This window comes from Advenella mandrilli, assembly GCF_016595155.1.
In the GTDB taxonomy this organism is placed as follows: Bacteria; Pseudomonadota; Gammaproteobacteria; order Burkholderiales; family Burkholderiaceae_B; genus Advenella; species Advenella mandrilli.
The window spans coordinates 1-25,678 of sequence record NZ_JAENGP010000017.1 but is presented as its reverse complement, the minus strand read 5'-3'; the positions used below and the strand labels follow the sequence as shown (position 1 = coordinate 25,678).

The following is a 25,678-nucleotide window of genomic DNA, read 5'->3' as shown; positions in this document are numbered from 1 at the left end:
TGTGTTTCATGAAGTACCAACTGGAGGATAAGCCCCGTGCTTTTCCCATGCTGATGTATGGGGTGCAGTGGTTTAGTATTGCGGTACCTTCTTTACTTATTATTGGCAGTGTGGTGGCGGTTTTGCAGGGGCGGGATATTCCCGCCCAGATCATGTATATGCAAAAACTGTTTGCCGTTTGCGGTCTTGTTATGTTTGTGCAGGTATTGTGGGGGCATAAATTACCCCTGATTATTGGTCCTGCATCCGTATTATTGTTAGGCATTGTCGCGGGTACCGGCTCTGATGCGGCCATTTATTCTTCTATTGGAATAGGTGGGGCCTGCGTCGCTCTCTTGGCGTTTAGCGGTGGGCTGGGCAAAATACAGAAGATTTTTACCACCCGGGTAGTGGTGGTCATTCTGGTTCTGGTGGCCGTTACCCTGTCACCGCTTATTTTGCGCTTATCCATGGGGGAAACCGGTAATTCTGCGGGCAATTTGGTATTTTCCCTGTTGCTGGCGCTCATGATGTTGCTGGGTAACAAGTGGCTGCCCGGGGTCTGGAAATCCATGGTGGTATTGCTGGGCCTGGTATTGGGCTCTTTGGCTTATTTTAGCTTTGCTGGCTGGCCCGGCAGCTTGCCTGCGCTTCTACCCTGGCTACAAACGGGGCCCCTTTTTCTTTCTTCACTGCTATGGCACCCAGAATTTGACCTGCCAACGTTGTTGGCATTTTTCTTCAGTTTTATTGCTCTCATGATTAATGAGCTGGGTTCTATACAGGGGGTGGGTGCCATGCTGGGCGCCAGTAACATGCCCGAACGTAGTAAAAAGGGAATGGGCATTACCGGGCTGGGTAATGTAATGGCCGGTTTTTTTGGTGTGATTGGCCCGATTGATTACTCTATGAGTCCTGGCGTCATTGCCGCTACCCAGTGTGCCTCCCGTTACCCGCTGGTATTGACCGGATTGCTGCTGGTGCTGTGTTCCTGGGTGCCGGGTATTATTGGTTTTATGTCGTTGATACCGGCGGTTGTCATGGGGGCGGCCCTGTTATATGTCATGACGGCTCAACTGGCGGCATCATTGCAAATGCTGGTCAGGGATAAGGGCATCATTGATTTTTACAGTGGTGTAACCGTTGCTTTTCCGGTCATGCTTTCTATTCTGATTGCTTTTTTGCCACCCGGGGTGGTAGCGCAGATTCCGGCTATGGCAAGGCCAATAGTGGGTAATGGTTTTATCATGGGCTGCATGGCGGTGCTGTTCCTTGAGCATACCCTGAACCGTCGGCATTAGTTTTTGCCGGTAGTTTGCTGTGGCAGATACCGGTGCTTTGTCATGACCGCTGTTGCGGCAATGACAAAGCATGTTGGCATTAAATTTTCTTCAGGAATTCAGATTTCAGCATCATGTTGCTGCCATCAATTTTGCAGGCAATATCATGATCGCCGTCGACAATACGGATGCTTTTTACCTTGGTTCCCTGTTTGATGACCTGCGAGGAACCTTTGATTTTCAGGTCTTTGATCAGGGTAACGCTATCACCATCTTGTAAAACGGTGCCATTGCTGTCTTTGACAACACGGCCTTCTTCGGACTGGGCCTCTTCGCCCTCAAGCCATTCGTGCCCGCATTCGGGGCACACAAATTGAATGCCATCGTTATAGGCAAGTTCAGAGGCACATTGTGGACAGGGGGGAAAACTCATCAATTGTTTCCTTTGTTTTGCTAAGCGTTAAAATCGTTTAAGTGTAGCAATTTAACCGGGATAAGTCCTCTAAGTGCATTAACTGCCAGAATAATCCGGGCGTTTGCCAGCATCTGACGGGTGATTTTTGTTTCTGTGATTTTCCATTCTCCGTTGCCTGGGTGTTCATTTTTTGGTGTATGGGTGGCCAGCCAATAGGCCGGGTTTTGTATTATTTGCGCCCGCATCACGCTGCGTAAAATATCCAGTTCCAGCGCAGGCGTCAGCCATTGGCCCTGGTGGTAAATGAAAATGCTGCTGCGTGCACCTTCCAGTAAAAAACCATCCTGGTTAAAACACAGGCTGTCAAAGGCACGACGTTGTAAGGCCCGGTGCATTTGTTCATCGTATTGCTGGCGATGGCTGGTTTTGTAACGACGCAAAATGTCATGATTGGGAAGTAGGGCTGGGGAAATAATCACGCTTTGCTTTTCTTGTGCCAGGGATTCTAGTGCGGCATGCTGAATCGCCAGGGTGCCATTGCCGTGCAGGCTGGCCTTGACCCGGTATGCCTGATGGTGCCCGGCTTTTTTATCCTGTTCAAGCAGTTGGTTGAAGTGACTTGTCAGCGCTTGACGGATATTATCTTCATTAAAGGTAAATCCCAGTTCCAACGCCGAACGCTTCAGGCGCGACACATGCGCTTCAAGCAGGCGGCATGTCCCCTGGCTATACAGCATGGTTTCAAACAGGGTGAAATCAATGGGCAGGTTTTGTAAAAAGCGGTATTTCCAGTGGCACTCTTCATATTCACTGTCGGCTGTGCTGTCATAGACAATACCCGAGCCAACCCCCATGATGCCGCTAAATTGAAGGGGTGAATGGTTGACGTTTGCCGCGTTCGGCCAATCAGGTGTTGTCTCAGTCAGCACTAAGGTCCTGATGACAACATTCAGTTTGCCACAGAAACCCAGGCCGCCCTGGCAGGGCTCCAGATAGCCGATGCTGCCGGTATACAGGCCACGGTCACGTTGTTCATATTTTTCAATCAGCTGCATGCTTCTTTTTTTAGGGGCACCGGTAATGGAGCCGCAGGGGAAAAGCGCCTGAAAAATCTCGCCTGCACGGGTATTGGGTTTTGACTGGGCATAAATAGGGGTGGTCATTTGCAGTACCGTGCCAAAGGGTGTAACGGTAAAAAGCTCGGGTACTTTCACGCCATTTGGTACGGCAATTTTACTCAGGTCATTGCGCAGCAAATCAACAATCATGACGTTTTCGGCCCGATTCTTGGTGTCGGCCCGCAGCGCCTTTGCCCGGGCTTCGTTTTGGCCGTCATCATGGGCGGGCACCGTGCCTTTCATGGGCTCGGTATGAATGCAGCCATCGTGGCGGATGTCCAGAAACAGCTCTGGCGAGAAGCACAGGGTCCAGTGTGCATTACTTGCCATTTCTTGGTCTGGACTAGCCGCAGAAACAGGAAGACAGGCCAGGGCACCGTAGGGTACGGGTTGTTTTTTCCGTAATTTCTGATAAAGCCTGAAGGGGGAGCCATAAGCCTGAAAGTGTAGCTCGGTGGTGTAGTTGATCTGGTAAACCTCGCCAGCGGCAATGTCTTGCCGGATCTGTTCAATGCTTTTAATGTAATCAGTCCGGTTTTGTCCAAGGGCAGGCTGCAATAAGCCAGCAGGCTCTTCGGGCTTGAACTGTGCCTTGAGCCAGTTTTGGATAGTTTTTTTATTGTTTAAGACAGTTTTTTGTGCAAACCAATAAATGAGCAAGGTATCTTGCGTGGGGGGCAAAGTACCGGTGTTGGGCAGGCCTGCTTTTTCAAGCCCCATCATATTCCGCCCCAAACCATAGGGCGCCCACACAATGGCATGCCAGTTATTTTGCCAGCCTCGTTGCAACAAGGGTTGCAAACGGTCAAGGGCAGCGGTATTTATACTGTCAGTGTGTACCAGCTGTTCGTGTAGCATGCCCGTTTGGGCGACAGCATCATCAAGAAGAACGAAAAAAGGGGCTTGCATAAGAAAATCACTGCCACAAAAAAAGTCATTATATATTGTGGCAGTGTATGCGCTTAAGTTTGTGATCGTAAATGCAAATGGCTTACCTTACTGGTAACCCATATAACAGGCCACCCTGGTTCCATTGGGCATTCAGGCCGCGATCAATTTTCAGCGGGCTGTCCTGGCCTACGTTACGTTCGAAGCTTTCGCCATAGTTGCCCACCTGTTTAATAATGTTATAAGCCCATTTCTCATCCAGTCCCAGGTTTTTACCAGACCCTGGTGTGGTGCCTAGTAAACGCTGTACATTGGGGTTGGTGCTTTCCAGCTGTTCATCAACATTGGCAGAAGTCAGGCCAAGCTCTTCGGCATTGATCTGAGCTTGCAGGGTCCATTTGACGATATTCAGCCACTGGTCATCGCCTTGGCGTACAAAGGGGCCCAAGGGCTCTTTGGAGATGATTTCCGGCAGTACCTGATAGTCATCGGGGTTGCCCAGTCTTGAAATGCGGATAGAGGCCAGACCGGAGGCATCGGTGGTGAAAACATCACAACGGCCGGCGGCAAAAGCATTGACAACCTCATTGAATTGGTCGAAGACAACGGGGGTGTACTTAATATTGTTGGCCCGCGCCCAGTCGGCCATGGTGTTTTCATTGGAGGTGCCGGTTTGCATGCAAACGGTTGCGCCATCCAGTTCTTTGGCACTGTTGACCCCCAGTTTTTTGGGTACTAAAAAGCCCTGGCCATCATAAAAGTTGATGCCCGCACCCAAAATACCCAGTGCGGTGTCACGCTGTTGGGTAACGGTCGTGTTGCGGGTTAAGACATCTATCTCGCCCGATTGTAGGGCGGTAAAACGCTGCTGGGAATTCAGGGGGACAGCCTTGAATTTATTGGCATCACCCAAAACGGCGGCGGCAATTGATTTGCACAGATCCACATCCAGTCCTTCCCATTCGCCTTTGGCATTGGGGGCTGAAAAACCGGCAAATCCGGTGGTGGTGCCACATAGTACCTCACCGCGTTTTTTTACCGTATCCAGGGTGGATGCCTGGACCGTTTGTGCTCCGGCAGCCAGTGCGAAAGCGGCTAGCGTATAGCTCAATGTCTTCATTTTTCAGGAACTCCTTTATTCACTTTGTTGATCAGATAGTCAAACCATACCCAAGAATTCACGGTTTTGGAAGTGTTTAGTTGGGATGCAAGGGGGTGGCCTGGCCGTTTTTATGCAGTATGTAGGTGCTTTGTGCCATGCTGCTGTTGGTTTTTACCTTGGGATTTGGGCCTTCCCGGTTGGGATTGACCAATCCGATAATATCGGGCTGGGCCTGTAGCAGGTCTATGATATCCAGAACAGGAACTGGTCCTTCAAGGGCGTAAGGCCCTGCCTGGGCCGTTTGACAAGAAGCCAGTTCATCAGGAATGCCAAGCTGCCGGCGATAGGTAGTGGTGTCTGGGACCGTATGAATATTTAGCAGAAAACCGTGGTTTTGCATCTCGCTGGCCCACTGTTTGCAGCAGTTGCAACTTTCGGTTTGCCAGATGTTAATGGGGGGGACAGGTTGGGCGGATGCTACAATTGGCGTTAGCATGGTTAGGCCTAGCAAGGCTTTGGCCAGTTTTTGCATACCTAACAGGATGGGCATGGCGGTTTTTGGTTTCATCTTGTTCCTCACAGGTAATGGTTACTTTCATGAAAGGCCAGATTTGGATGTTACTCCTGGTTATCTATTGATTTGCATCAAATTTCATTAACATAACATGGCAATTTGAATGCATTTGTAACTATTAGAGTCTATTACCGATTATAAAGTGAAGTGTGCATTTTTTATGCATTATTTTCTATTGTACGCAGTATTGCGTTTTTTTCGTGAAGTAAAAATATGTCAACTAATTCAAGAATAAAATGTGAGGCATTGCAAAACCGTGTGATGAGTGCGGACGAGGCAGCCAAACTAATTCCATCAGGCGTCAATGTCGGCATGAGCGGTTTTACCGGTGCCGGTTACCCCAAGGCCATTCCCGTGGCGTTGGCCAAGCATATCAAATCGGTTCATGATCAGGGTAAGCCGTTTCGCATCAGTGTCTGGACAGGCGCTTCAACCGCGCCAGAACTGGATGGTGTTTTGGCAGAGGTTGATGGTATTGAAATGCGCTTACCCTATCAGTCTGATCCGGTCTGTCGTCAGAAAATCAATTCAGGCCAAATGCATTATATGGATATTCACCTGTCGCATGTGGCTCAGTTTGCCTGGTTTGGTTTTTTTGGCAAACTGGATATTGCGGTGATTGAAGTAGCCGGTATCCTGGAAGATGGGCGTTTGATTCCAGCCGCTTCCGTAGGTAACAATAAAACCTGGATTGACCAGGCAGACAAAGTTATTATTGAAGTCAATCATAAATTAAGTGAAAAGCTTGAAGGCATGCACGATATTTACTATGGTACTGCCTTGCCGCCCAATCGCAAGCCCATCATGATGACCGAGCCCGATGAGCGCATTGGCGAACCCTATCTGCGTTGTCCATTAGATAAGATCATTGCGATTGTTGAAACCAATGAAACAGACCGGGTTAACAAGTTTACCGAGCCCGATGAAACCTCCAAGCGTATTGCCAAACATATTCTGGATTTTTTTAGCAAGGAAGTGGCCGAAGGTCGTTTGCCCAAGAACCTGTTACCTTTGCAGTCCGGTGTGGGAAATATTGCCAACGCCGTGATGGCTGGCCTTAACGAGGGCGAGTTTGAAAATCTGAAGTCTTATACCGAAGTCATCCAGGACGGCATGCTGGACATGATCAAATCCGGAAAGCTCGTTAGCGCGTCTGCAACTTCCCTGTCTTTAAGCCCCGACGGACTTAAAGAGTTGAACGATAATATCGACTTTTACCGTGAACGTATCATTTTGCGTACCCAGGAAATCAGCAACCACCCTGAGATTGTGCGGCGTCTTGGCATTATTGCCATTAATGGCATGATAGAGGCCGATATTTACGGTAATGTGAATTCAACCCATATTATGGGAAGCAGTATTATGAACGGCATTGGCGGTTCGGGTGACTTTGCCCGTAATGGCTATCTGTCATTCTTTGTGACGCCTTCAACGGCTAAAAATGGTGCCATTTCCGCTATTGTGCCTATGGTTTCTCACGTTGACCATACTGAGCACGATGTCCAGATCATTGTGACCGAGCAAGGGCTGGCCGATTTGCGCGGCCTGTCACCACGCCAGCGTGCAATTTGCGTCATAGAAAACTGTGCGCATCCCAGCTATAAGGCAGCTTTGCTGGATTACTTTGATCGTGCCAATAATTCAGGACGTCCAGTCCATACCCCGCATATCCTGACAGAAGCGTTAGGCTGGCACGATCGCTATGAAAAAACCGGTCATATGTAAACCGGTATATCAAAAAAGACATGGTCTAATCAACCATGTCTTTTTTTATCCCTGAAGGAAAGAGAGCGGACTAGGCAGACTCAAGTGATAACGCAGATCAATGTCATTTGATCTGACACATGATAGTATGCTTAAAACGGAATAAACAGTGTTGTTTCCTTTTTGATTTTGAACCATTTGTTTTCATGAAGGCGGGTTATGAAAAAATCATTAATTGCAGTGTCTGTAGGGTTGTTGGCAATGTTTATGTCGGGGGCACATGCCCAGCACGGCCATGGTCACGGTCATGCCATGAGTACCGAAGTCACCGCTGAAAAGGGGAGCAATAATGTCTCCATTGATAAATGCTGGATACGTCTGATGCCATCGGTCACCCCTTCGGGTGGTTTTTTTGATATCAAGAATAATGACGCCACACAAATTGCGGTCATCAAGGCCATTGAAACAGATGCGTTTGAAGAGACCATGCTGCATCGTTCGTATATGAAAAATGGCTTATCGGGTATGGAAATGGTGCCCGAAGTGATCGTCAAGGCGGGTGAAACCTTGAGTTTTGCGCCAGGCGGGTTTCATGCCATGCTGGAAAAACCGGCTTCGGGCCTGAAAGCCGGCGATAAAATACAAACCCGTTTTGTGCTTGGTACCGGAGATAAAATTCCGGTTACTTGTGAGTTGAAAGCGGCCAATGCCAGGTCATTTGACAGCTAATTATTGGTTTTTTTGGATTGGACGCTATATGAGCTACAGTATTGCGCATATCGTACACCTGTTCTGCGCAATTGTTTTTGTAGGCGGGGTGTTTTTCGAGGTGTTGGTTCTGTCTGCCGTTCATGGCAGTCAGGTTTCAAGGCAGGCCCGACGGGAAGTCATGCCCGTCATTGGTAACCGGGTAAAAAGTTTCATGCCCTGGGTAGTCATTGTGCTTTTTCTTTCGGGCACGCTAATGGCCATGCGTTACGGAACAGTGCTGGCCAACCCCTTCGCATCGGCTTTTGCCTGGCAGCTAAGCCTTAAAATTTTGTTGGCGTTAAGTGTATTTGTGCATTTTTTAATTGCTATTGTCAAAATGAAACACAAAACCCTAACCAAGGCATGGTCACGCTATATTCATATAAGCGTCTTTGTTCATATGATTTTTATTGTTTTTTTGGCCAAGTCCATGTTTTATTTTAACTGGTGACGTTCGACGTGGGTAATAACTATACGATTGAATTCATGGGGTAATGCCAGGTTCATGCCGTGGGAAGCCGGCGTGATGAAATGGCTCTGGGCCTGCGGTAAAATATTTTCAAGGCGTGAAATGATAGCGGGAAACGGGGCAGGGCTATCTGATCCACCCAGTAAAGTGACAGGTAGCGTCAAGCCTGAAAAAGCCGTGTCATCAAAATAAAAAGCCGGTTCATTTTGTTGTAGTACCAGTGTACTTGCATTGTCCCGAACCATTTGCCTGAACCATCTGACCATCCGTTTCCAGGTGTTTGGACCACTTACTGCATCAATAAACAGGGCCAGGCCTTCGTCAATGTTACCTTCCTGTATGGCCAATAATGCTTCATGTTTGAAGTTGGCGTGGTTTTCCTGTTGGCGGGTTCTAATGCCGGGGTCGGCCAGAATAAGCGAACGTACTTTGTTGGCGTGTTTGAGCGCCATCTGTATGGCAATTGAACCACCGCGCGAATGGCCCAGTACATGGGCAGACTCAATGTTTAAGGCGTCCAGCAAGTGATGCATGTCGCGGGCATGCTGGTAAACTGAAAAACCGGTTTGCGTATTTTCATAGGGCCAATAGTGGGGCAAACTGGGTACAATGACCCGGCAATGCTTGGCAAGCTCGGGTAATTGCCAGCGCCAGTAGCGCCAGTCACATAATGAACCATGAATTAATAATAGTGCTTGGCCTATGCCCTCATCCTGGTAGTGAAAACAGCCGTTTTCGGTCTGGAGTGTTTTGATGGGTGAAGAGGGAATCATAACGGTGCGGGTAAAGGAGGTATAAAAGTAAAGGCATCATGATCACGCTTAATGGCGCGTGATGCAATGATGCCTGTGTTTTTAAAGCAAAAACAACTTATCTGAACAGTTCCAGGCGTTGTTTGGCCGTATCGGCAGATGGCGTGTCGGGATATTGGTTGATAATGCTTTGCAGGGTTGATTTGGCACCGGCAATGTTATTAAGCTCAACCTGGCTGCCGGCAATCACCAACAAGGCATCTCCGGCCTTGGGGTCAGACGGGTAGGCAGAAACCATGGATTGCAGTCTTTGTATGGCACCCCTGAAATCTTTGCTGGCGTAAAGGCTGCTACCTTCGTAAAAACGGGCCCCGGGTGTTAAGGGGCTGTTTGGATAGGCAGTGGCAAAATTACCCAGTGCTATACTTGATTGTGAGTAATTTCCCTGTCGGAACAGGTCCAGGGCCTCGTCATAGGCCCGCTGTTCGTTTGGATCACCTACCTGGGGGGTAGGGTCATAGCCGGCCTCAGTGCGCGCCGATTGACGGGAAAGCATGTCTGAACTGCTGATTTTTTCTATCTCACCACGCAATTGGCTAACCTGGCTTTGAAGACTTTGGATTTTATTGGAAAGCTCAAGCCTTGCCTGTGCGCTTTGTCTTAACTGGGCACGCAGATCAAGAATGGCACGACGTGCATCTTCATCTTCAAATGCATAGGCATTGGTATTCAAGATGCTACAAAACAAAGCGGAAGTGAGTAGTAAAAGTGTGTGTTTTTTCTTAACGATCATGTTTACTCCAGTAAAACAGCAACGCCGCACAGCCAAACCGTGCGGCGCCTAGCAATGCAAATTAGTCGAACGTGAGATTAACGGAGGTAGTTAATATCTGCACGACGGTTTTCTGCATAGGCTGCTTCGGTGTTGCCAGATGCTTTAGGACGCTCTTTACCAAAGCTGACTGCTTCGATTTGATTGCCATTTACACCTTGTTGTACCAATTGATTGCCAACAGCAACCGAACGGCGCTGACCCAAGGCCAGGTTATATTCGGCACTGCCACGGGCATCGGTATTGCCTTCAATACGGACACGCTGTTGTGAGTTGGCAGCCAAATACTGAGCGTGCATTTGAACTAAAGGCTGATATTGCGGTTCTACAGCGTAGCTGTCAAAAGCGAAATAAACAGAACGCTGTTGAGCTAATGGGCTGTTAGGGTTGAATGGATCCATGGTGGCACCTGATGCAGAAGCGTCGCCTGCACCAGCACTGCCGTCCAGTGGTGTTGAACTACATGCTGCCAGTGAAGCTGCGATGGCTGCGATTGCCAAAGTTTTCGCGATGCGAGAACTCATAGTATTTCCTTTATAAATATACACGATTAATCAGTAAACGGGCCCCAAGCAGCGCTTGATACGTTTCCGACTGATGGAATACTTGCTTGGAAAGAGCCGTCAGTGTTAACAATGCTTAAGCCTCCGCTTGAAACATAAAGTATTTGCATTCCGTTTGGTGCAAAGCTTGGAGAAAGATCATTTGGCCCGGAAGTAAGGATTTTATCAGAGCCACTTCCAAGGCCTTGCTGGGCAATGGAATATGAACCTCCTCTTAGACTAGAATATACCAGTTTTGTGCCATCGGGTGAAATTTTTCCAGAGACGTTTTGTGAGCCGTTAAAGGTGATTCGACTTGCACCGCCACCGCCAAGGCCTGTACGGTAAATCTGTGCGCTGCCTCCGCGGTCACTGGTAAAGATGATGCCACTGCCATTCGGAAAGTAAAAAGGCTCGGTGTCGATCTCAGCAGAATCGGTAATTCTACGGGGGTTGGAACCACCCGAAGCACTGATTTGGTAGATGTTGGAAAGTGCGTTCATACTAAGCGCTACGGCAAGCTGGCTGCCATCGGGAGACCATGCGGGAGCACTGTTGTTACCCTTGAAATTAGCGACAACCTGGCGTGAACCGGTGGCCAGGTTTTGCACATAAACAACGGGTTTGCCGGTTTCAAAACTAACATAAGCCAGCTTTGAACCATCTGGAGACCAGGCAGGGGAAATGATGGAACTTGGTGAGTTAACGATGACTTTTCTGTTTTCACCATCGGCATCAGCTACCACTAATTGCTGCCCTGTTGCATAGGCGACTCTTGTTGCAAAAATGCCACGAACACCCGTCATTTTTTCATAGATGGCATCGGCAACTTTATGAGCCAGGCGACGCATTTGGGGTTCAGTAATATTTTTGGCCTCCAAAGGTGCTTTCAGGGCGGTGTCGGTAAGCTGGTAATTGGCCGTTGAACCACTAATCGAACCATAGGCAACGGTAGTTGCGCCCAGGTTAGAAAGGGCTGCCCAGTTTGGTGTGCCATTTGAATCAATCGTAAGGGCCTGGGTACGGGTAACTTCAAATTGACCCGAGCGGATCAGGTCGGCGCTGATGATGTCGGCAATTTCCTTGCCATTGGGGCCGGCAAAATCGGCAATGACGACGGGGAATTTATTGGAAGTGCCTGAGCCTTGCAGGGCGACCTGAACCTGTGCCTGGGCAAAATTGCCCAGTTGCAGGAAAAACACAAAAGCCAGGAACAGAAAAAAACGGTGCATGAATGCGAGCCGGTCTTGGCCGGTATTCAGCATGCTGCGATTATCAAGGGTTGCAGTCATAGCACATCTCCTTAGTCAGACAAAAAAGGGGTAAGGGTTATTGTGGTGTGTAGGTATAAGGGCCTGCCACATAGGTATTTCCTGATGGTGGTTTTGGAAATGGATTGCAGGCCATCAGGGCTTTTTGTACTGCCGCATCAAACGCGGGGTTACCTGAGCGCTTTGTTATTTTGGCAGATTTTGGTTTGAATGAGGTATCAAAATCAACACGATAGTTCAAACTTAATTTGGTGTTTCCATTAAAACGCAGTCGGGGCTGTACACATTGTTGTACTTGCCTGGCGTAGGCTGAGTTGCCACCACCGCCACCCACCTGGTTTCGATTGCTTGCGCCACCCTTGATACCGGCCGCGCTGGCGATGTCACCGCGCATGGCGGCACGCAAAGCGTCACCTTGGGATTCGGCTTTCAGTTTAGCTTGTGCGGCCTTTTTTGCATCGGCTTTTGCCTTGGCAAGGGTTTTTTCCTTTTCCTGCTTGGCTTTGGCTTCTGCCAGCGCCTTGGTTTTTTTGTCAGCTTCTTCTTTGGCCTTGGCTTCAGCCAGTGTTTTGGCTTTTTTCTCGGCTTCTGCTTTTGCCTTGGCCTCAGCCAGTGCCTTGGTCTTTGCTTCAGCTTCCTGTTTTGCCTTGGCCTCAGCCAGTGCCTTGGCTTTTTGTTCCGCCTCTTGTTTGGCCGCTTTTGCTTCGGCTAATGCTTTCTTGCGGGCGTCCTCAAGGGCGCGTGTTTCAGCCAGTGCTTTTTCGCGGGCTTCTTTGGCCGCCTTGGCGTCGGCCAGTGCTTTTTGGCGTTGTTCTTCCTGGGCTTGCTGGCGTTTCTTTTCTATGGCAATTTCAGGGTCTTCCTGTTGCTGGGCGTTAGCTGCCGACTGCTGGGGAGCAGGAGGTGGTTCAGGTGCCGTTGCCGCTGCTTCGGGTTCGGTCTGTGGTTCCTGGGCTTCCGGCTCTTCAGCAGGGGGGTCAACATCCTCATCGCTTGTGGTGTCTTCTTCAGCCAGTTCGGGAGATTGTGTTTGCGCCGGAGCCTTAAGCACCTGCTCTGTGCCTTCTGTCCATAACTCCAGCTGTATGGGGCCGGTAGGCGCCTCGGGAGAGGCCAGTAGACTGACAATAAGCGCGATCACTAACAGGCTATGAAGCGTCAGGGCACCGATAAGCCCTTTGCGGTCATCGGACTGCTCATAGAACTCGTTAGGATTTTCAGTGTGTTTCATGAAAATAGGGTCGTGTTAATCAGGCAATTTTAATTTGAGGAGCTTTCGCCGTTTTGGTTCACCAACAGACCAAGGCGGGTCAGGCCATTGCTACGCAGGGTATCCATGACTTTGACGACTTCTTCATAGGGCACCTTCCCGTCGGCGGCAATAATGACCGGCGTGTCGGCCTGAACTAGTGCCTGTACTTCGGAGAGTAAATTGTCTTTTTCAATTTTCTGGAAGGTATTGCCGGACTCACGCAAGCGAATCGACACTTCACCGTTTTCGGCAAGCTCGATTTCAACGGGGGTTGATGGAACGGTGGCCGCCTGGCCAACCGAAGGCAGGTTGATCAGGCCAGGCGTGATCATGGGGGCGGTTACCATAAAAATAACCAGTAATACCAGCATGACGTCGATATAGGGAACCACGTTCATCTCATTTTTCATTCGACGCCCGCGTCGATGGCTATTTCTTCTGGAAGACATGATTAGCGTACCTGACGTTGCAAAATGTTCAGAAACTCATCAATAAAGCTGTCAAAACGGCTGGCGAGTTTGTCGATGTCATTTGAAAAATGGTTATAGGCAATCACGGCGGGAATGGCGGCAAACAGGCCGATTGCCGTGGCAATAAGCGCTTCGGCAATGCCGGGTGCCACAGCGGCTAGGGTTGCCTGCTGGGCCGTTGAAAGCCCGATAAAGGAGTGCATGATTCCCCAAACGGTGCCTAACAGGCCGATATAAGGGCTGACCGAACCCGCAGAAGCCAGAAAATTGAGGCGGGAATCCAGCAGGTCAAGTTCACGCTGGTAGGTGGCCCGCATGGCGCGGTTGGGGCCGTCCATAAGTGCATTGACGTCGGTGTTCCCGGTGCGGCGGGCTTTCATGAATTCGCTCATGCCGGCCTCAAAAATACGGGCCAACGCACCATGTTCTTCGGTGTTGCGGCTGATGGACTGGTGTAATGAAGACAGGTCACCGCCTTTCCAGAAGGCATTTTCAAATTCGCGGGTTTGTGATTGTGTGCGTTTTAACGTTAGCCGTTTGCTAATGATGTACGTCCAGGAGACCACTGAAATGGCCAGCAGGATAAGCATAACGATTTGTACGGGGACGCTCGCATTGACTATCAGCGAGAAAATTGACATCTCATCTTGAACGGGTTGCATAATAAAGTATTAGTCCTGCACGGAAATTAATAAGGTTCTTACAGATGGCGGTATGGCCGCCGGCCGGAAAGTTTGATTGTTGACGCAGCATATTTTAATGGTGCTTTCAACGAGTAGCTGGGAGCCCCGTTCTGCCCGTTGTTCGAAGGTGGCAGAGGCGTCGCCGACTTTGGTGATCTTGCTTTTGATAAGAATCATATCATCAAGCCGGGCGGGTCTTTTGTAGTTCAGCTGGGTGCCAACAACCACAAAAATGCGGTTGTCGCTGCTGGCCAGCGCTGATTGATTAACACCAAGGTGACGTAGCCATTCAGTGCGGGCCCGCTCAAAAAATTTCAAATAATTGGCGTAAAAAACCACCCCCCCAGCATCCGTGTCTTCGTAGTAGACCCGGATAGGGAGCGTGAATTGCTTGTTGTCTTGTGTGTCAGACATGTAAAGCCCTGATAAATCAGTGAATTATAGCGTATTTTTAAGGCCTTGATACAAGGACGAAACGTAAGCGTTTACTTCTGCGACAGGAACTTTGACCGCTTCTGTTTTGCTGCGTTCCTGCACTTCGATAATGCCATCCTTAAGTCCACGATCGCCAATGGTTATCCTGATTGGCACACCAATCAGCTCCCATTCCGAGAACATAACACCAGGGCGGGCATCCCGATCATCAAGTATAACGTCTATCTTGTTTTGTTTCAGTGTTTCGTAAAGTGCCGTGGCTTCATTGCGAATTGTTTCGCTTTTGCCCCAGCCAACCGGGCAAATCACAACCTCGAAGGGAGCCATGGCGATTGGCCAGATAATACCTTTTTCATCATGATTTTGTTCAATCGCGGCGGCCGTGATGCGGCTGATACCAATGCCATAGCAGCCCATTTGCAAGGTTTCTGGCTTGCCGTTTTCGTTCAGGAAGGTGGCTTTCAGTTCGGACGAATATTTGTCACCCAGGAAAAACACATGACCCACCTCGATGCCTCGCTGGATCGCCAGCGTACCGGATTCGCCAATGGCAGGGTCTCCGGCAATCACATTGCGCAAATCGGCCACTTCGGGTTCGGGCAGGTCACGACCCCAGTTGATACCGCTAATGTGATAGGGCGCTTTATTGGCGCCACAAATAAAGTCTGACATATTGGCAACCGTGGTATCAACAATAATATTGACGGGTTTGACGGTATTGAGCGGGCCAAGATAGCCGGGCTCAGAGCCAAAGTACTCAAGAATTTCTTCTTCGGTAGCCAGGCGGAAACCGTTTTTGAAGGCGGGCAGTTTGCTGACCTTGACTTCATTAACCTCATGGTCGCCACGTACCATGAGCAGCCATAATTTGGCAGGACCTTCTTCAGGCGTGGTTACAAATACAACCGATTTGACGGTTTTGTCCAGGCCTGTGCCCAGTTGCTGTGCAACCAGTTCGCATTTGTTGGCGTTGGGGGTTTCAACTTCCTGCAGTTCTTGGGTTGGTTCGTCACGTTTTGCAATCAGGCAAGGCGCTTCGGCCAACTCTATGTTGGCGGCATATTCGGAATCGGGGTTGTACACAATAAGATCTTCGCCAGTATCGGCAATGACCTGAAACTCATGGCTGCGTGAGCCGCCAATTGAGCCGGTATCTGCGGCCACCGCACGGAAAATCAGGCCAAGGCGCTTGAAGATACGCATATAGGCGTTATACATAATGTCGTAACTGGCCAAGGCACTGGCTTCATCACGATCGAAAGAATAGGCGTCTTTCATGGTGAATTCACGCCCACGCATCAGACCAAAACGAGGGCGTCGTTCGTCACGAAATTTGGTTTGGATGTGATAAAAATTAACGGGTAGTTGCCGGTAACTGTGGATTTCATTACGGGCAATATCGGTAATGACTTCTTCAGAAGTGGGTTGCAACACGAAATCGCGCTGATGGCGGTCCTTGATGCGCAGCAGTTCGGGGCCATACTCTTCCCAACGGCCCGATTCAACCCAGAGCTCGGCGGGTTGTACCACAGGCATAAGCAGTTCAATAGCATCAGCATTATTCATTTCTTCACGAACAATGGCTTCTACTTTACGCATGACTTTCAGGCCTAATGGCATGTAGGTATAAATGCCGCCTGCGTGTTTTCGAATCATGCCGGCACGGGTCATTAGTTGATGACTGGCTATTTCGGCTTCTGCAGGTGCTTCTTTTAAGGTATTTAAGTGAAATTTGGAGGCTAACATGGTTACGGACTCAATAGAAACGTATAATCAAGTAAATTGTATTTGAAAATGGGGGTGGCCGCATGCTAGATCGCGAAGGCTACCGTCCTAATGTTGGTATTATCCTTGTTAATCACAAGAATGAGGTGTTCTGGGGTAAAAGAATTCGAGAGCATTCGTGGCAGTTTCCGCAAGGTGGCATTAATCATGGTGAAAGCCCTGTGCAGGCCATGTTCCGGGAACTTCATGAAGAAGTTGGTCTGAAACCGGAGCATGTACGAATATTGGGACGAACACGTAATTGGTTACGGTACAACGTACCGGATAATTTTGTGCGACGCGAGTCGCGAGGATATTATAAGGGGCAAAAGCAAATTTGGTTTTTATTACGGTTGGTGGGTAAAGATTCTGATGTCAGTCTACGGGCAACCAATCATCCGGAATTTGATGCCTGGCGCTGGAACCGGTATTGGGTACCCCTTGATGCGGTAATAGAATTCAAGCGTGACGTATATTTACAGGCGCTCAATGAATTGTCGAAAATTATTTTTCGTAATCCGTCAGAGCCCCGCTATTCAAGACCGCGTCAGTTTTATGGACGTAAATCCCAGGCCGGTCGTGGAAAAAAAACAGAGGCAGGCAATATTCAGAATACGGAGGAAACCAAAATTCCGTTGAATGTTGATTAGTTTGCAATTTGCGTTTTAAAAAGAGGGGCAATGCTGTTTTTTAAATGGCATTGCCCATTTTTGTCGGAATAGGTGAAACTGTTGTTTTTTGTGTGAAAAACAACATATATAAAAAAATATACAAAACTTTCTTAAATAGCTTGTGTTTTTTTATAATGGTATTATAATTTCATCTTCATCGCGAAATGCACTAAAAAAGCAAATCGCATGTAAGTGCCCAGGTGGCGGAATTGGTAGACGCACTAGGTTCAGGTCCTAGCGGGAGCAATCCTGTGGAAGTTCGAGTCTTCTCCTGGGCACCATTAATTGTATTTAAATAAAAAACAAAATACGCAATTAATGTAAATTTAATCTAATCTTATCTCATTTCATCTCCCTTTCATTTTTTCAAATTTTACTTGATGTTGGTATTGTCAGGTGCTTTATGTGTTCCAGGCGTTTGCCACCAGTTCACTGTAATGAACCGGCGTGTGACCAATCAAGTCCTGAAACTCAGCGCAGCTGTCTTCATTATTTGTCGCCAGCATCGTCATGGTTTCTGTGCACCATGGAACGCCTGGGACCAGATCTCCCATGCGGGCACTTAGGGTGCTCAGGCTATCCGGCAGGGGCAGAATGCTGGCTGGACGTTTGCCACATTGTTGTCGCAGGCTGGCAATAAAATCACTCATTAACACCGATTCTGCGCCAGTGCAGCTAATCACTCCCTGTTGAACAAAAGAAGGGCCCAGTAAAGCGACGATGGCTTCAGCCAGATTAAGCACGGAAACCGGCTGGACCCGTGCGCGTAATACCGGTTTGGGTAAAATCAGAAAAGGCAGTTTGGCTAAATTCATGAATAGTGCGCTGCTGGCGCCGCCTTTGCCAAAAACAATGCTGGGACGCAATATGGTGTAGCTTATTTTTCCACCGTCAGCCAGAGCCATAAGGTGATGGTCGGCTGCCCGTTTGGTGCTTGCATATAGCGTGTTGCCGGTCTCGGCACCCAGCGCGGAAATTTGGATGACTTTTTTGATATTGGCCTGAGCGCAGGCATCCCATAAGGCAATAGGGGTGTGTTGATGTACAGCCTCAATAGGACGAGCCCGAGATGTGCGCAATACGCCCACCGCATTGATGACGGCGTCGATTTGCTCAAGCCGGGGCAACCAGGCCTGGGGGCTGGTATCTTTGGAATAATCAACAACCACGCTGTTTGGCACGGTCCCTGCATGCCGTGATGAGACACCGGCAATGACCTCATGCCCCGCCTGTTCCAGTGCCCGGGAAATGTTTCCGCCAATAAAGCCTTTTGCACCACATACAAGTACTTTCATGATGATTCTCCTGTGGGTTTGTTATTGATTGTTCCTGAAACCAATGTCAATAATGGGGATTTCAGTGTGGTTTTCGTTTTATATTTCCATTAATGGAAATATGTTTGCAGCAATCGCTATTTTTCTATCATGTGTACCACTTCATAATAGACCCATCAAATCAACTTTCCCAAGGTTCTGTAAACCGGCGTGAAACTTGATTTTTATTGAAAGATATTAATATTTTGGAGTTTATTATGAAAAGCATTGTTAAAGTCGCCTTTATTGCCACCGTTATTACCGCTGGTGCAGCACATGCTGCAGTCTTGAGTGAGTCCGATTATCCGTTTGTGCCAAATGCCGCAAGCATCGATGCAGGACAAAAAGCCGAGCAGCGCATGACTAAAGAGTCTTCCTCTCCGGTGGTGGTGGTAAACAGCACAAAAACCCATGAGATGGTCATGCAAGAGTTGGTTGACTACCAACAGACTCATGGTGATGAGTTTATTTCAAACTAACCAGTTTTACACTAATCAGGCGTTAACGTCATTTTATGCTAAGGTCTTGAATATATTGTAAAAAAGTCGTGTCATTTTCGGGTGGCACGATTTTTTTGTAAAAACAGTGCTTATTAAGGTTTCAGGCGAGAAATAAGGCTGGAGGTATCCCAGCGGCTTCCCCCTTTTTGCTGTACTTCGGCATAAAACTGGTCGACTAAAGCCGTTACCGGTAGTAGCGCGCCATTGTGTTTAGCCTCATCCAGCACCAGTCCAAGGTCTTTGCGCATCCAGTCTACGGCAAAGCCAAAATCAAATTTATTTTCAATCATGGTTTTGCCACGGTTATCCATTTGCCAGCTTTGAGCGGCACCTTTGCCAATCACATCCAGTACGGCATGCATATCAAGACCGGCCCGCTCTCCAAAAGCAATGGCTTCCGATAGGCCCTGAACCAGGCCGGCAATGCAAATCTGGTTGACCATTTTGGCCAGTTGGCCTGCGCCCGGGTCACCCAAAAGGGTAATGGCGCGTGAATAGGGCTTGGCAGTTGCCTGGATTTTGTCAAAAACGGCCGTTTCGCCACCGCACATAACGGTAAGTACGCCATTGACGGCGCCCGCTTGTCCGCCAGAGACGGGGGCGTCAATGAACCCAAGCTGTTTTTCTTTAGCCAACTGGTACAGTTCGCGGGCCACATCGGCAGAGGCAGTGGTGTGATCAACAAAAATAGCACCCGGTTTCATGCCGCTAAAAGCACCCGTTTCGCCCAGAATAACGCTTTGCAGGTCATTATCATTACCCACGCAACAAAAAACAATATCCGCATCTTTGCTTGCCTGTGCCGGAGTAAGCGCCCAGGATCCACCAAATTCGGCCACCCAGCTTTCGGCTTTGGCAGTGGTGCGGTTGTAGACGCAAACGTTGTGACCGGCTTTGGCCAGGTGGCCTGCCATGGGAAAGCCCATAACGCCCAAACCAATAAAAGCGACATTGATGGAAGGGGTTGTCTCGTAAGATTTTTCGGTAATTGATGGCATGGCAATCCTATTGATGTCAAAATGGGAAAAAGCACTTGAAAGATTAATATACCTTAATATTAAAAAATCCGGTTTGTGGTTTTGAATACAGGGTAAAATCAAGTTCACCTTATTTTTAATTCAGTGCGTTTACCTGTAAATGCGCCTTTTGTATTGAATACGATATCACTATGTTGCAAGACTTAGATCAAGTTGCTGCTCGTATTGGGCAAGTGGTTCAATTATCACGTAGTTTAATGGCTGAACGTGATTCTATTTCCGCACGTCTGTTACTGGCTGAAAAGGCTCGAGACTCATTTCGCGATCAATTTCTGGCTCGCGAAGACGAGTTCAACAGTATTGTTCAGCGCCTGGATAATCATGAGCAGGAAGTCGGTGAAATCCGGGCTAAGGCACAACATGAAAATGTTCAGTTAAAGTCAGAGCTCGACAGCGCGCAGCAGGAAATTACCCGGCTCCAGGCTGATTTGGCCAAGGCGCAAAATGAGTTGCTTGCGTTCCGCGAGAGCGCAAAAAAAGCGCGTGACCGTGTTGAACACGTACTTGCCAATTTGCCTGGTGGTGTTGTTGAAGGAGCTGAATAATGGAACGGATTGACGTATCAATTTTGGGTCGTGAGCTTTCACTGGCCTGTGCTTCTGAAGAAAGGCAGAAGTTGGTAGAGGCCGTTAAGCATGCAGACCAACTCATGCTTAAAATAAAAGGTGCTGGCAATGCTTCGGTCAGCAATGAACGCATCGCGATCATGGCATGTATTCAAATGGCATCCGACCTTTTATCTGTCAAGGCTGTTGATGGGCCATTCGCTGGTGTACAATACGGTGACTTCAAGCAAAAAATCAAAGAGCTCAATGCTTTGCTTGATGACGGAATTAATGAGTTAAAAGGCCTGTAAAATTCAGGCTTCAAATCAGGTTTTAGTGTATTATAAATTTACACGAAAGGTTGTCCCTGCGGTATTCGTGACTTGGCTTATCATCTCTTACCTATGCTTATGGCATCAGGTTATCGGATTATAAAGTAGGAGTGAGCGTCTCTTGCCAGACGAGCCCGAAGCTTTATTGATGGTGACCAATCTTTGGACCTTAGGGTTCGAGGTGCCGGCCTAGACGGTACATGCGGGGCATTTAATAAAAAAGCGGATCTTGAAAAAGATCCGCTTTTTTTGCTACTGCCTTATGGTGTTTATAAGCTAATCTGTTTTTTTGTGCTGTCTATATACAACCAGATGCCTGCCAGAATCATGGGAATTGACAGCCATTGCCCCATGCTAAAACCTAGCGCCAGGAAACCCAGGTAACTGTCGGGCTCACGGGTGTATTCGGCAATAAAACGGAAAACACCGTATCCCATCAGGAAAACGGCACTGACTTGCCCAACTGGCCTTTTTTTGCCTGAAAAAATCCACAGTATGATAAATAGCAAAATACCTTCAAGCAGCATTTGGTAAAGCTGTGACGGGTGGCGGGGGATATTGCCGGCACCCGGAAAAATCATGGCCCAGGGGACATCAGCTGGGCGTCCCCATAGTTCGCCGTTAATGAAATTGCCCAGGCGTCCGCTGGCCAGTCCAAGCGGTACCAGTGGGGCAATGAAGTCGGCCACTTCGAAAAAGGTTTTGCCTTCTTTTCGTCCAAACAGATACATGGCCAGTAAAACACCAATAAGTCCGCCATGAAAAGACATGCCACCGTCCCAGATTGAAAATATTTCCAATGGGTGTGACAGATAGAAAGAAGGCTGGTAAAAAAGGATGTAGCCCAGTCGGCCACCTACAATAACACCCAGTACGCCATAAAAAATCAGGTCTTCAAAGCGTTGCTGGGTAAGGTCAATCATGCCTTTTTTAATGCGGTATCTGCCCAGTATCCATACCAGGGCAAAGGCAAGTAAGTACATTAGGCCATACCAGTGGACTTTTAACGGGCCAATTTCTATGGCAACAGGATTGATTTCAGGAAATGGGATCATGCGTTTTATTCTGCTTTATATAAAATGATAAATAAGAGAGTCAGCAATTTTCTGGATACAATAGGATTATTGTCAGTGTGACAATCAGTGTAGCCGGAAGTGTCAGGCAGTTTTGTGGCAATGATAGCAAAATCATTAAATTTTTAATAACGCTTGGATTTGAGTATGTTGCGTTCAGTGGGTATAGGCGGTTTGTGCTTGTCTGTGTTTTTGGCTTCAGCCGTTTATGCTGAGCCTAAGCTTGATGGAGAAAAGCTGGTACAGGAAAAAATTTGTCTGGGCTGTCATCAGCTGGAGGCCGCCAGGGTCGGGCCTCCCTTCAGGGCGATTGCCGAACGCTATAAAGATGCCAGCGATGAAATTGTCACTTATCTTGCGCAGTCCATACGCACAGGAGGGCGAGGACGCTGGGGGGTCATTCCCATGCCGGTCCAGCCACAGGTTAATGAAGAGCAGGCCGAGGCGATTGCCCGCTGGATACGCAGTCTTAATTAAAAGGGCTTATATTATGACAGATGCATCAAATGAAATTACGGTGTTGGGTGGTGGCTGTTTCTGGTGCACCGAGGCGGTTTTTTTGCGCTTGCGCGGTGTGATTGGGGTGCAGTCCGGTTATTGTGGTGGCCATGTCAATAATCCCACTTATGAACAGGTGTGTGAACAAAATACCGGGCACATAGAAGTGGTGAAGGTGGCGTTTGATCCGGCCCAAATCAGTTTTGACGATATATTAACGGTGTTTTTTGAAACCCACGACCCTACAACGCCAGACCGGCAGGGTAATGATGTGGGGCCGCAATATGCGTCAGCCATTTTCTTCCAGAAGCCCGAACAGGAAACCATAGCCCGTTTACATATAGAGCGGTTGCAAGAGCACCTTGTTTCGTCGGTGGTCACCAAGTTGTTGCCCAAGGCGCAGTTCTGGCCAGCCGAAATCTATCATGATAATTATTTTGAGCGTAATCCCAATCAGCCTTATTGCGCTTTTGTGGTGTCTGAAAAAGTAAACAAGTTCATAAAACGTTTTCCCGATAAATTGAAAACGTCTTGATGCGTCAGGTGTGCAAAATTGTCTTGTAAAAAACAGGTTTTATGCTTAACAGCATAATAGCTGCGTGATTGTGTTTTATAAAGGCTTTATATTAATGAAATGGTATTAGAGACAGCATAAACCAGGCATATCCAGAATACATGTTCTGCCTTAAGGCTCTGGCAGCGAAGAAGTCGCCAGTAGTGCCAAGTATATTTTGCTTCCATGAAAGAGGGCTGCTGCTCACTAAGATAGTTTTTTTGACGGGTTGCAGCCCCCTTGTTGTTCCAACAGTGTTATTCAACCGTTTTCAATACCCCGCGGCGCATCTGGTCCAGTTCAATAGATTCAAACAGGGCCTTGAAGTTACCTTCACCAAAACCTTCATTGCCTTTACGCTGGATAATCTCAAAGAAAATGGGGCCAATCTGGTTTTCGGTAAAAATCTGCAGTAGTAAATCGTTATTCGGGCCGCCATCCAGAAGAATCCGGTTCTTTTTCAAGCGTGCCACATCTTCGTTGTGGTTGGGCAGGCGTTGGCTTAACAATTCATAATAGGTGTCAGGCGTATCCAGAAATTTCAGTTTGTTTTGCTGTAGTGCTTCTACCGTCTCATAAATATTGTGGGTGCCCAGGGCAATATGCTGGATGCCCTCTCCATGATATAAGTCTAGATATTCCTGGATTTGCCCTTTTTCTTCGGTGCCTTCCTCATTAATCGGGATGCGGATTTTTCCACAAGGAGAAGTCATGGCCTTAGACTTGACACCGGTGACTTTACCTTCAATATCAAAATAACGGATTTCTCTGAAGTTGAACAGGCGCTCATAAAACTCGGCCCATTCCTGCATGCGGCCTTTATGGACGTTATGGGTAAGGTGGTCAATAATTTGCAGGCCGGCGCCCTGGTGATTCAGATCTTGGCTGGCGGTTTCGCAATTGATGGGTTCAAAGTCAACATCATAAATACTGATGTCACCAATACCACAGTGTCCGTCTTTTCCTTTCCAGCGGTCAACCAGATAAATCAGGGAGTCACCAATACCTTTGATGGCAGGGATATTCAACTCCATTGGACCGCTTTGTGAATCAAAACCCCAGGCGCCCAGCTCCAGCGCGCGTTGATAGGCTTTGGCAGCATCCTGAACCCGGAAGGCAATGGCGCATATGGAAGGGCCGTGCTGGCGGGAAAATCGCTGGGCAAAAGAATCTGTCTCGGCATTAATAAGAAAATTAATTTCGCCCTGGCGGTATAGGGTGACGTTTTTGGTGCGGTGTCTGGCAATGGCTTTAAAGCCTAAAGAGGTAAACACCTTGCCCAGTGCTTCCGGGTCGGGGGCGGTGTATTCAATAAATTCAAAGCCAGCAGTACCCATTGGGTTTTCCCAGGGGGTGAAGGTATCAGTGTTCATGTTTATCTCCTGTAGTTATTCATTCATAGTTAGCGATTACTCAAAAGATATTTTAATGAAAAATGAATAAATAAAAATTGCGAATAAGTCTTAAAAAAATAGATTTTTAAATTATTATGCTAATAAATTAAATGGAAGAGAAATTAAATGCCAACAAATGAACTGGATAGGATAGACAAACAAATTATTAATGAGTTGCAGCAAGATGGAAAGCTTAGCAACCTTGAATTGGCCGATAGGGTGGCGTTGTCCCCCAGCCCCTGCTTGCGTCGGGTAAAGCGCCTGGAAGATGAGGGATACATAACAGGCTACACCGCAACGGTTGATCCGGATAAGATTGGTTGCGGCTTGATTGCTTATGTATCCATTCATTTGAATAAAGTTAGTGGCAGCAGTCACGCGCCCATGGAGTCATTTGCCCGTGATGTACAACAATGGCCAGAAGTCGTAGAGTGTTATGCTCTGTCTGGTGAAATGGATTACATTTTAAGAGTGCAGGTAAAAGACTTGGCGGCTTTTTCGGCATTCTCCATGAATGTATTAATGAAGCATCCTTCTGTTATAGACATGCGTTCAAGTTTTGCGTTGCAAAAAATAAAAGAAAGCAAAATGCTTTATGTTAAATAAATGAGATGAGATTTACTTATGTTGTAAAAAAAGAACGGGAGATGCCTATAGGCATAAGAATATGAATAAGGGTACCTGTAGTCATAAGCAGGAGCGGTTTAGCGGGGCTTGGGCAGGGATTCAGATAAATATTTTAGGATTCGCTTACCTGTGGCCGCGGCAAAAAACAGACCATGTTGCATTGTTGCAATAAAAACACAAAACTTGAAAAAGCAACAATTCTTAAATAAAACAATGGCTTGCGGTATTTGGTGTAAAATACCTACAGAGATTGCAAGAAAAAGCTTGCCAAGTCGGGCTTTGGTCCGCTATAGTTACATTCTTTCGCAGCAACAGCGCTAGGGTTTACCCCAAAACGCCAAGCGGTGAAAAAGAAACGAAGTCCGGATTTAAATGATTTAATGTTTACGTTATTGAATGTTAAGTGCGGGCAACGTGAAGTGGGTAGTCTGGTTCAGTTGGTTTTATCAAATTGGTCCGGTGGTTTAAAAAGAACGGTTTTAAAATCTTTTAAAAAAGTTCTTGACAAACAAAACCCAATGCTTCATAATCTCGTTTCTCTGCTGCTGACACAGCAACGCAGTCAAGTCAGTCTGGTGTAGTAAGCCTTCGGGTTTCAAGCCGGGTTGAGCTGAGTGCAACAAGATCTACTGTAAAGCAGATTTATGTCAGCCTCATGACCGTTGGGTCATGTTGTATGCTCTTTAACAATATAACAGCCGATAAGTGTGGGCGCTTGGAATGTAAGAGGCCACATCAGCGAAAGCTGGTGATGCTAAATTTTATACTTTAAGCGCTCACTTGAAATGAAGAAGTAAGGTTTATACATATAAACGTTATTTTCTTTTGAGTGAAGCAGCGACCATTTACCTTTAA

The 25,678-nt window shown here is 47.7% G+C and carries 29 protein-coding genes, 1 tRNA gene and 1 other RNA gene; 14 read left to right on the top strand and 17 right to left on the bottom strand.

The genetic code is table 11. The annotated features are described in order from the left end of the window. Positions 1–8 precede the first annotated feature (8 nt). Positions 9–1,280: a solute carrier family 23 protein gene (locus JHL22_RS13905; protein WP_200238730.1), complete on the top strand. Its 1,272-nt coding sequence runs from the start codon at positions 9–11 to the stop codon at positions 1,278–1,280. Between the two features lie 79 nt (positions 1,281–1,359). Here the strand turns inward: JHL22_RS13905 and JHL22_RS13900 are convergent, their stop codons facing one another. The 4 genes from JHL22_RS13900 to JHL22_RS13885 form a co-directional block, all read right to left on the bottom strand. Beyond that, a complete protein-coding gene (locus JHL22_RS13900) occupies positions 1,360–1,695 on the bottom strand; it encodes a zinc ribbon domain-containing protein YjdM (RefSeq protein ID WP_268918932.1) in 336 nt (111 codons plus the stop codon). Positions 1,696–1,712: 17 nt separating this feature from the next. Beyond that, positions 1,713–3,701, bottom strand: coding sequence for a bifunctional chorismate-binding protein/class IV aminotransferase (locus JHL22_RS13895; protein ID WP_200238725.1), 1,989 nt, complete (start codon positions 3,699–3,701; stop codon positions 1,713–1,715). An 82-nt stretch (positions 3,702–3,783) separates the two neighbouring features. Continuing rightward, positions 3,784–4,800 (bottom strand): amino acid ABC transporter substrate-binding protein, encoded by a 1,017-nt coding sequence (locus JHL22_RS13890; protein WP_200238722.1) that lies wholly within the window; start codon positions 4,798–4,800, stop codon positions 3,784–3,786. Between the two features lie 76 nt (positions 4,801–4,876). Next, the gene (locus JHL22_RS13885; protein WP_200238719.1) at positions 4,877–5,350 is read right to left on the bottom strand and encodes a DUF411 domain-containing protein; all 474 of its coding nucleotides are present in this window, start codon (positions 5,348–5,350) and stop codon (positions 4,877–4,879) included. A 219-nt stretch (positions 5,351–5,569) separates the two neighbouring features. Between JHL22_RS13885 and scpC the strand changes: the two genes are divergently transcribed. From scpC to JHL22_RS13870, 3 genes are all read left to right on the top strand, one after another. After that, positions 5,570–7,081 carry a succinyl-CoA:acetate CoA-transferase ScpC gene (scpC, locus tag JHL22_RS13880; protein WP_200238717.1) on the top strand — a complete coding sequence of 504 codons (1,512 nt, stop codon included), beginning with the start codon at positions 5,570–5,572 and terminating at the stop codon, positions 7,079–7,081. Between the two features lie 198 nt (positions 7,082–7,279). Beyond that, entirely contained in the window at positions 7,280–7,789 is a 510-nt protein-coding gene (locus tag JHL22_RS13875) for a copper chaperone PCu(A)C (protein ID WP_200238714.1), read from the top strand. Positions 7,790–7,817: 28 nt separating this feature from the next. Continuing rightward, complete coding sequence (locus tag JHL22_RS13870) at positions 7,818–8,261, top strand: CopD family copper resistance protein (RefSeq protein WP_200238711.1); 444 nt, start codon at positions 7,818–7,820, stop codon at positions 8,259–8,261. On the opposite strand, the gene JHL22_RS13865 is transcribed toward JHL22_RS13870, so the two are convergent. From JHL22_RS13865 to JHL22_RS13825, 9 genes are all read right to left on the bottom strand, one after another. After that, complete coding sequence (locus JHL22_RS13865) at positions 8,246–9,052, bottom strand: alpha/beta fold hydrolase (RefSeq protein WP_200238709.1); 807 nt, start codon at positions 9,050–9,052, stop codon at positions 8,246–8,248. The two genes, JHL22_RS13870 and JHL22_RS13865, sit on opposite strands and share 16 nt — an antisense overlap. A 97-nt stretch (positions 9,053–9,149) precedes the next feature. Further along, positions 9,150–9,824, bottom strand: coding sequence for a tol-pal system protein YbgF (ybgF, locus tag JHL22_RS13860; RefSeq protein ID WP_200238706.1), 675 nt, complete (start codon positions 9,822–9,824; stop codon positions 9,150–9,152). A gap of 77 nt (positions 9,825–9,901) precedes the next feature. Then, a complete protein-coding gene (gene pal, locus JHL22_RS13855; RefSeq protein WP_200238704.1) occupies positions 9,902–10,387 on the bottom strand; it encodes a peptidoglycan-associated lipoprotein Pal in 486 nt (161 codons plus the stop codon). A gap of 26 nt (positions 10,388–10,413) precedes the next feature. Continuing rightward, a complete protein-coding gene (gene tolB, locus JHL22_RS13850) occupies positions 10,414–11,697 on the bottom strand; it encodes a Tol-Pal system beta propeller repeat protein TolB (protein WP_234041304.1) in 1,284 nt (427 codons plus the stop codon). Between the two features lie 37 nt (positions 11,698–11,734). After that, on the bottom strand, positions 11,735–12,907 hold the full coding sequence (gene tolA / locus JHL22_RS13845; RefSeq protein WP_200238701.1) for a cell envelope integrity protein TolA: 1,173 nt from the start codon (positions 12,905–12,907) through the stop codon (positions 11,735–11,737). Positions 12,908–12,936: 29 nt separating this feature from the next. Then, positions 12,937–13,377 (bottom strand): ExbD/TolR family protein, encoded by a 441-nt coding sequence (locus tag JHL22_RS13840; RefSeq protein WP_200238698.1) that lies wholly within the window; start codon positions 13,375–13,377, stop codon positions 12,937–12,939. 2 nt (positions 13,378–13,379) lie between these two features. After that, the gene (tolQ, locus tag JHL22_RS13835; protein WP_200238695.1) at positions 13,380–14,060 is read right to left on the bottom strand and encodes a protein TolQ; all 681 of its coding nucleotides are present in this window, start codon (positions 14,058–14,060) and stop codon (positions 13,380–13,382) included. 9 nt (positions 14,061–14,069) lie between these two features. Then, complete coding sequence (gene ybgC, locus JHL22_RS13830; protein ID WP_200238691.1) at positions 14,070–14,495, bottom strand: tol-pal system-associated acyl-CoA thioesterase; 426 nt, start codon at positions 14,493–14,495, stop codon at positions 14,070–14,072. A 24-nt stretch (positions 14,496–14,519) separates the two neighbouring features. Beyond that, positions 14,520–16,262 (bottom strand): proline--tRNA ligase, encoded by a 1,743-nt coding sequence (locus tag JHL22_RS13825; RefSeq protein ID WP_200238688.1) that lies wholly within the window; start codon positions 16,260–16,262, stop codon positions 14,520–14,522. 62 nt (positions 16,263–16,324) lie between these two features. Here JHL22_RS13825 and JHL22_RS13820 point away from each other — a divergent pair, with 62 nt between their 5' ends. Together JHL22_RS13820 and JHL22_RS13815 are read left to right on the top strand one after the other, a co-directional pair. After that, positions 16,325–16,930: an RNA pyrophosphohydrolase gene (locus tag JHL22_RS13820; protein ID WP_200238685.1), complete on the top strand. Its 606-nt coding sequence runs from the start codon at positions 16,325–16,327 to the stop codon at positions 16,928–16,930. 215 nt (positions 16,931–17,145) lie between these two features. After that, a tRNA-Leu gene (locus tag JHL22_RS13815) sits at positions 17,146–17,232 on the top strand. Positions 17,233–17,352: 120 nt separating this feature from the next. Here JHL22_RS13815 and JHL22_RS13810 read toward each other — a convergent pair. Next, positions 17,353–18,246, bottom strand: coding sequence for an NAD-dependent epimerase/dehydratase family protein (locus JHL22_RS13810; RefSeq protein ID WP_200238682.1), 894 nt, complete (start codon positions 18,244–18,246; stop codon positions 17,353–17,355). A gap of 236 nt (positions 18,247–18,482) precedes the next feature. Here JHL22_RS13810 and JHL22_RS13805 point away from each other — a divergent pair, with 236 nt between their 5' ends. Beyond that, positions 18,483–18,743, top strand: coding sequence for a hypothetical protein (locus JHL22_RS13805; RefSeq protein ID WP_200238680.1), 261 nt, complete (start codon positions 18,483–18,485; stop codon positions 18,741–18,743). 113 nt (positions 18,744–18,856) lie between these two features. On the opposite strand, the gene JHL22_RS13800 is transcribed toward JHL22_RS13805, so the two are convergent. Further along, positions 18,857–19,762 carry an NAD(P)-dependent oxidoreductase gene (locus JHL22_RS13800; protein ID WP_200238678.1) on the bottom strand — a complete coding sequence of 302 codons (906 nt, stop codon included), beginning with the start codon at positions 19,760–19,762 and terminating at the stop codon, positions 18,857–18,859. Between the two features lie 170 nt (positions 19,763–19,932). Here JHL22_RS13800 and JHL22_RS13795 point away from each other — a divergent pair, with 170 nt between their 5' ends. The 3 genes from JHL22_RS13795 (at position 19,933) to ssrS (ending at position 20,891) form a co-directional block, all read left to right on the top strand. Continuing rightward, positions 19,933–20,346: a hypothetical protein gene (locus JHL22_RS13795; RefSeq protein WP_200238676.1), complete on the top strand. Its 414-nt coding sequence runs from the start codon at positions 19,933–19,935 to the stop codon at positions 20,344–20,346. Then, on the top strand, positions 20,346–20,657 hold the full coding sequence (locus JHL22_RS13790; RefSeq protein WP_200238674.1) for a cell division protein ZapA: 312 nt from the start codon (positions 20,346–20,348) through the stop codon (positions 20,655–20,657). The genes JHL22_RS13795 and JHL22_RS13790 overlap by 1 nt, the downstream gene beginning before the upstream one ends. A 50-nt stretch (positions 20,658–20,707) precedes the next feature. Continuing rightward, positions 20,708–20,891: non-coding RNA, 6S RNA (gene ssrS, locus JHL22_RS13785), on the top strand. Between the two features lie 56 nt (positions 20,892–20,947). On the opposite strand, the gene lgt is transcribed toward ssrS, so the two are convergent. Then, on the bottom strand, positions 20,948–21,733 hold the full coding sequence (gene lgt / locus JHL22_RS13780; protein ID WP_200238672.1) for a prolipoprotein diacylglyceryl transferase: 786 nt from the start codon (positions 21,731–21,733) through the stop codon (positions 20,948–20,950). A 165-nt stretch (positions 21,734–21,898) separates the two neighbouring features. Between lgt and JHL22_RS13775 the strand changes: the two genes are divergently transcribed. Together JHL22_RS13775 and msrA are read left to right on the top strand one after the other, a co-directional pair. Then, on the top strand, positions 21,899–22,228 hold the full coding sequence (locus JHL22_RS13775; protein WP_200238670.1) for a c-type cytochrome: 330 nt from the start codon (positions 21,899–21,901) through the stop codon (positions 22,226–22,228). A gap of 13 nt (positions 22,229–22,241) precedes the next feature. Next, positions 22,242–22,784, top strand: a complete 543-nt coding sequence (msrA, locus tag JHL22_RS13770) for a peptide-methionine (S)-S-oxide reductase MsrA (RefSeq protein WP_200238668.1) — start codon at positions 22,242–22,244, stop codon at positions 22,782–22,784. 275 nt (positions 22,785–23,059) lie between these two features. Here msrA and hppD read toward each other — a convergent pair whose 3' ends face one another. After that, on the bottom strand, positions 23,060–24,175 hold the full coding sequence (hppD, locus tag JHL22_RS13765) for a 4-hydroxyphenylpyruvate dioxygenase (protein ID WP_200238665.1): 1,116 nt from the start codon (positions 24,173–24,175) through the stop codon (positions 23,060–23,062). Between the two features lie 147 nt (positions 24,176–24,322). Between hppD and JHL22_RS13760 the strand changes: the two genes are divergently transcribed. Further along, positions 24,323–24,802, top strand: coding sequence for an Lrp/AsnC family transcriptional regulator (locus JHL22_RS13760; protein ID WP_200238662.1), 480 nt, complete (start codon positions 24,323–24,325; stop codon positions 24,800–24,802). A gap of 365 nt (positions 24,803–25,167) precedes the next feature. Then, positions 25,168–25,404 (top strand): hypothetical protein, encoded by a 237-nt coding sequence (locus JHL22_RS13755; protein WP_200238659.1) that lies wholly within the window; start codon positions 25,168–25,170, stop codon positions 25,402–25,404. Positions 25,405–25,678: the final 274 nt, after the last annotated feature.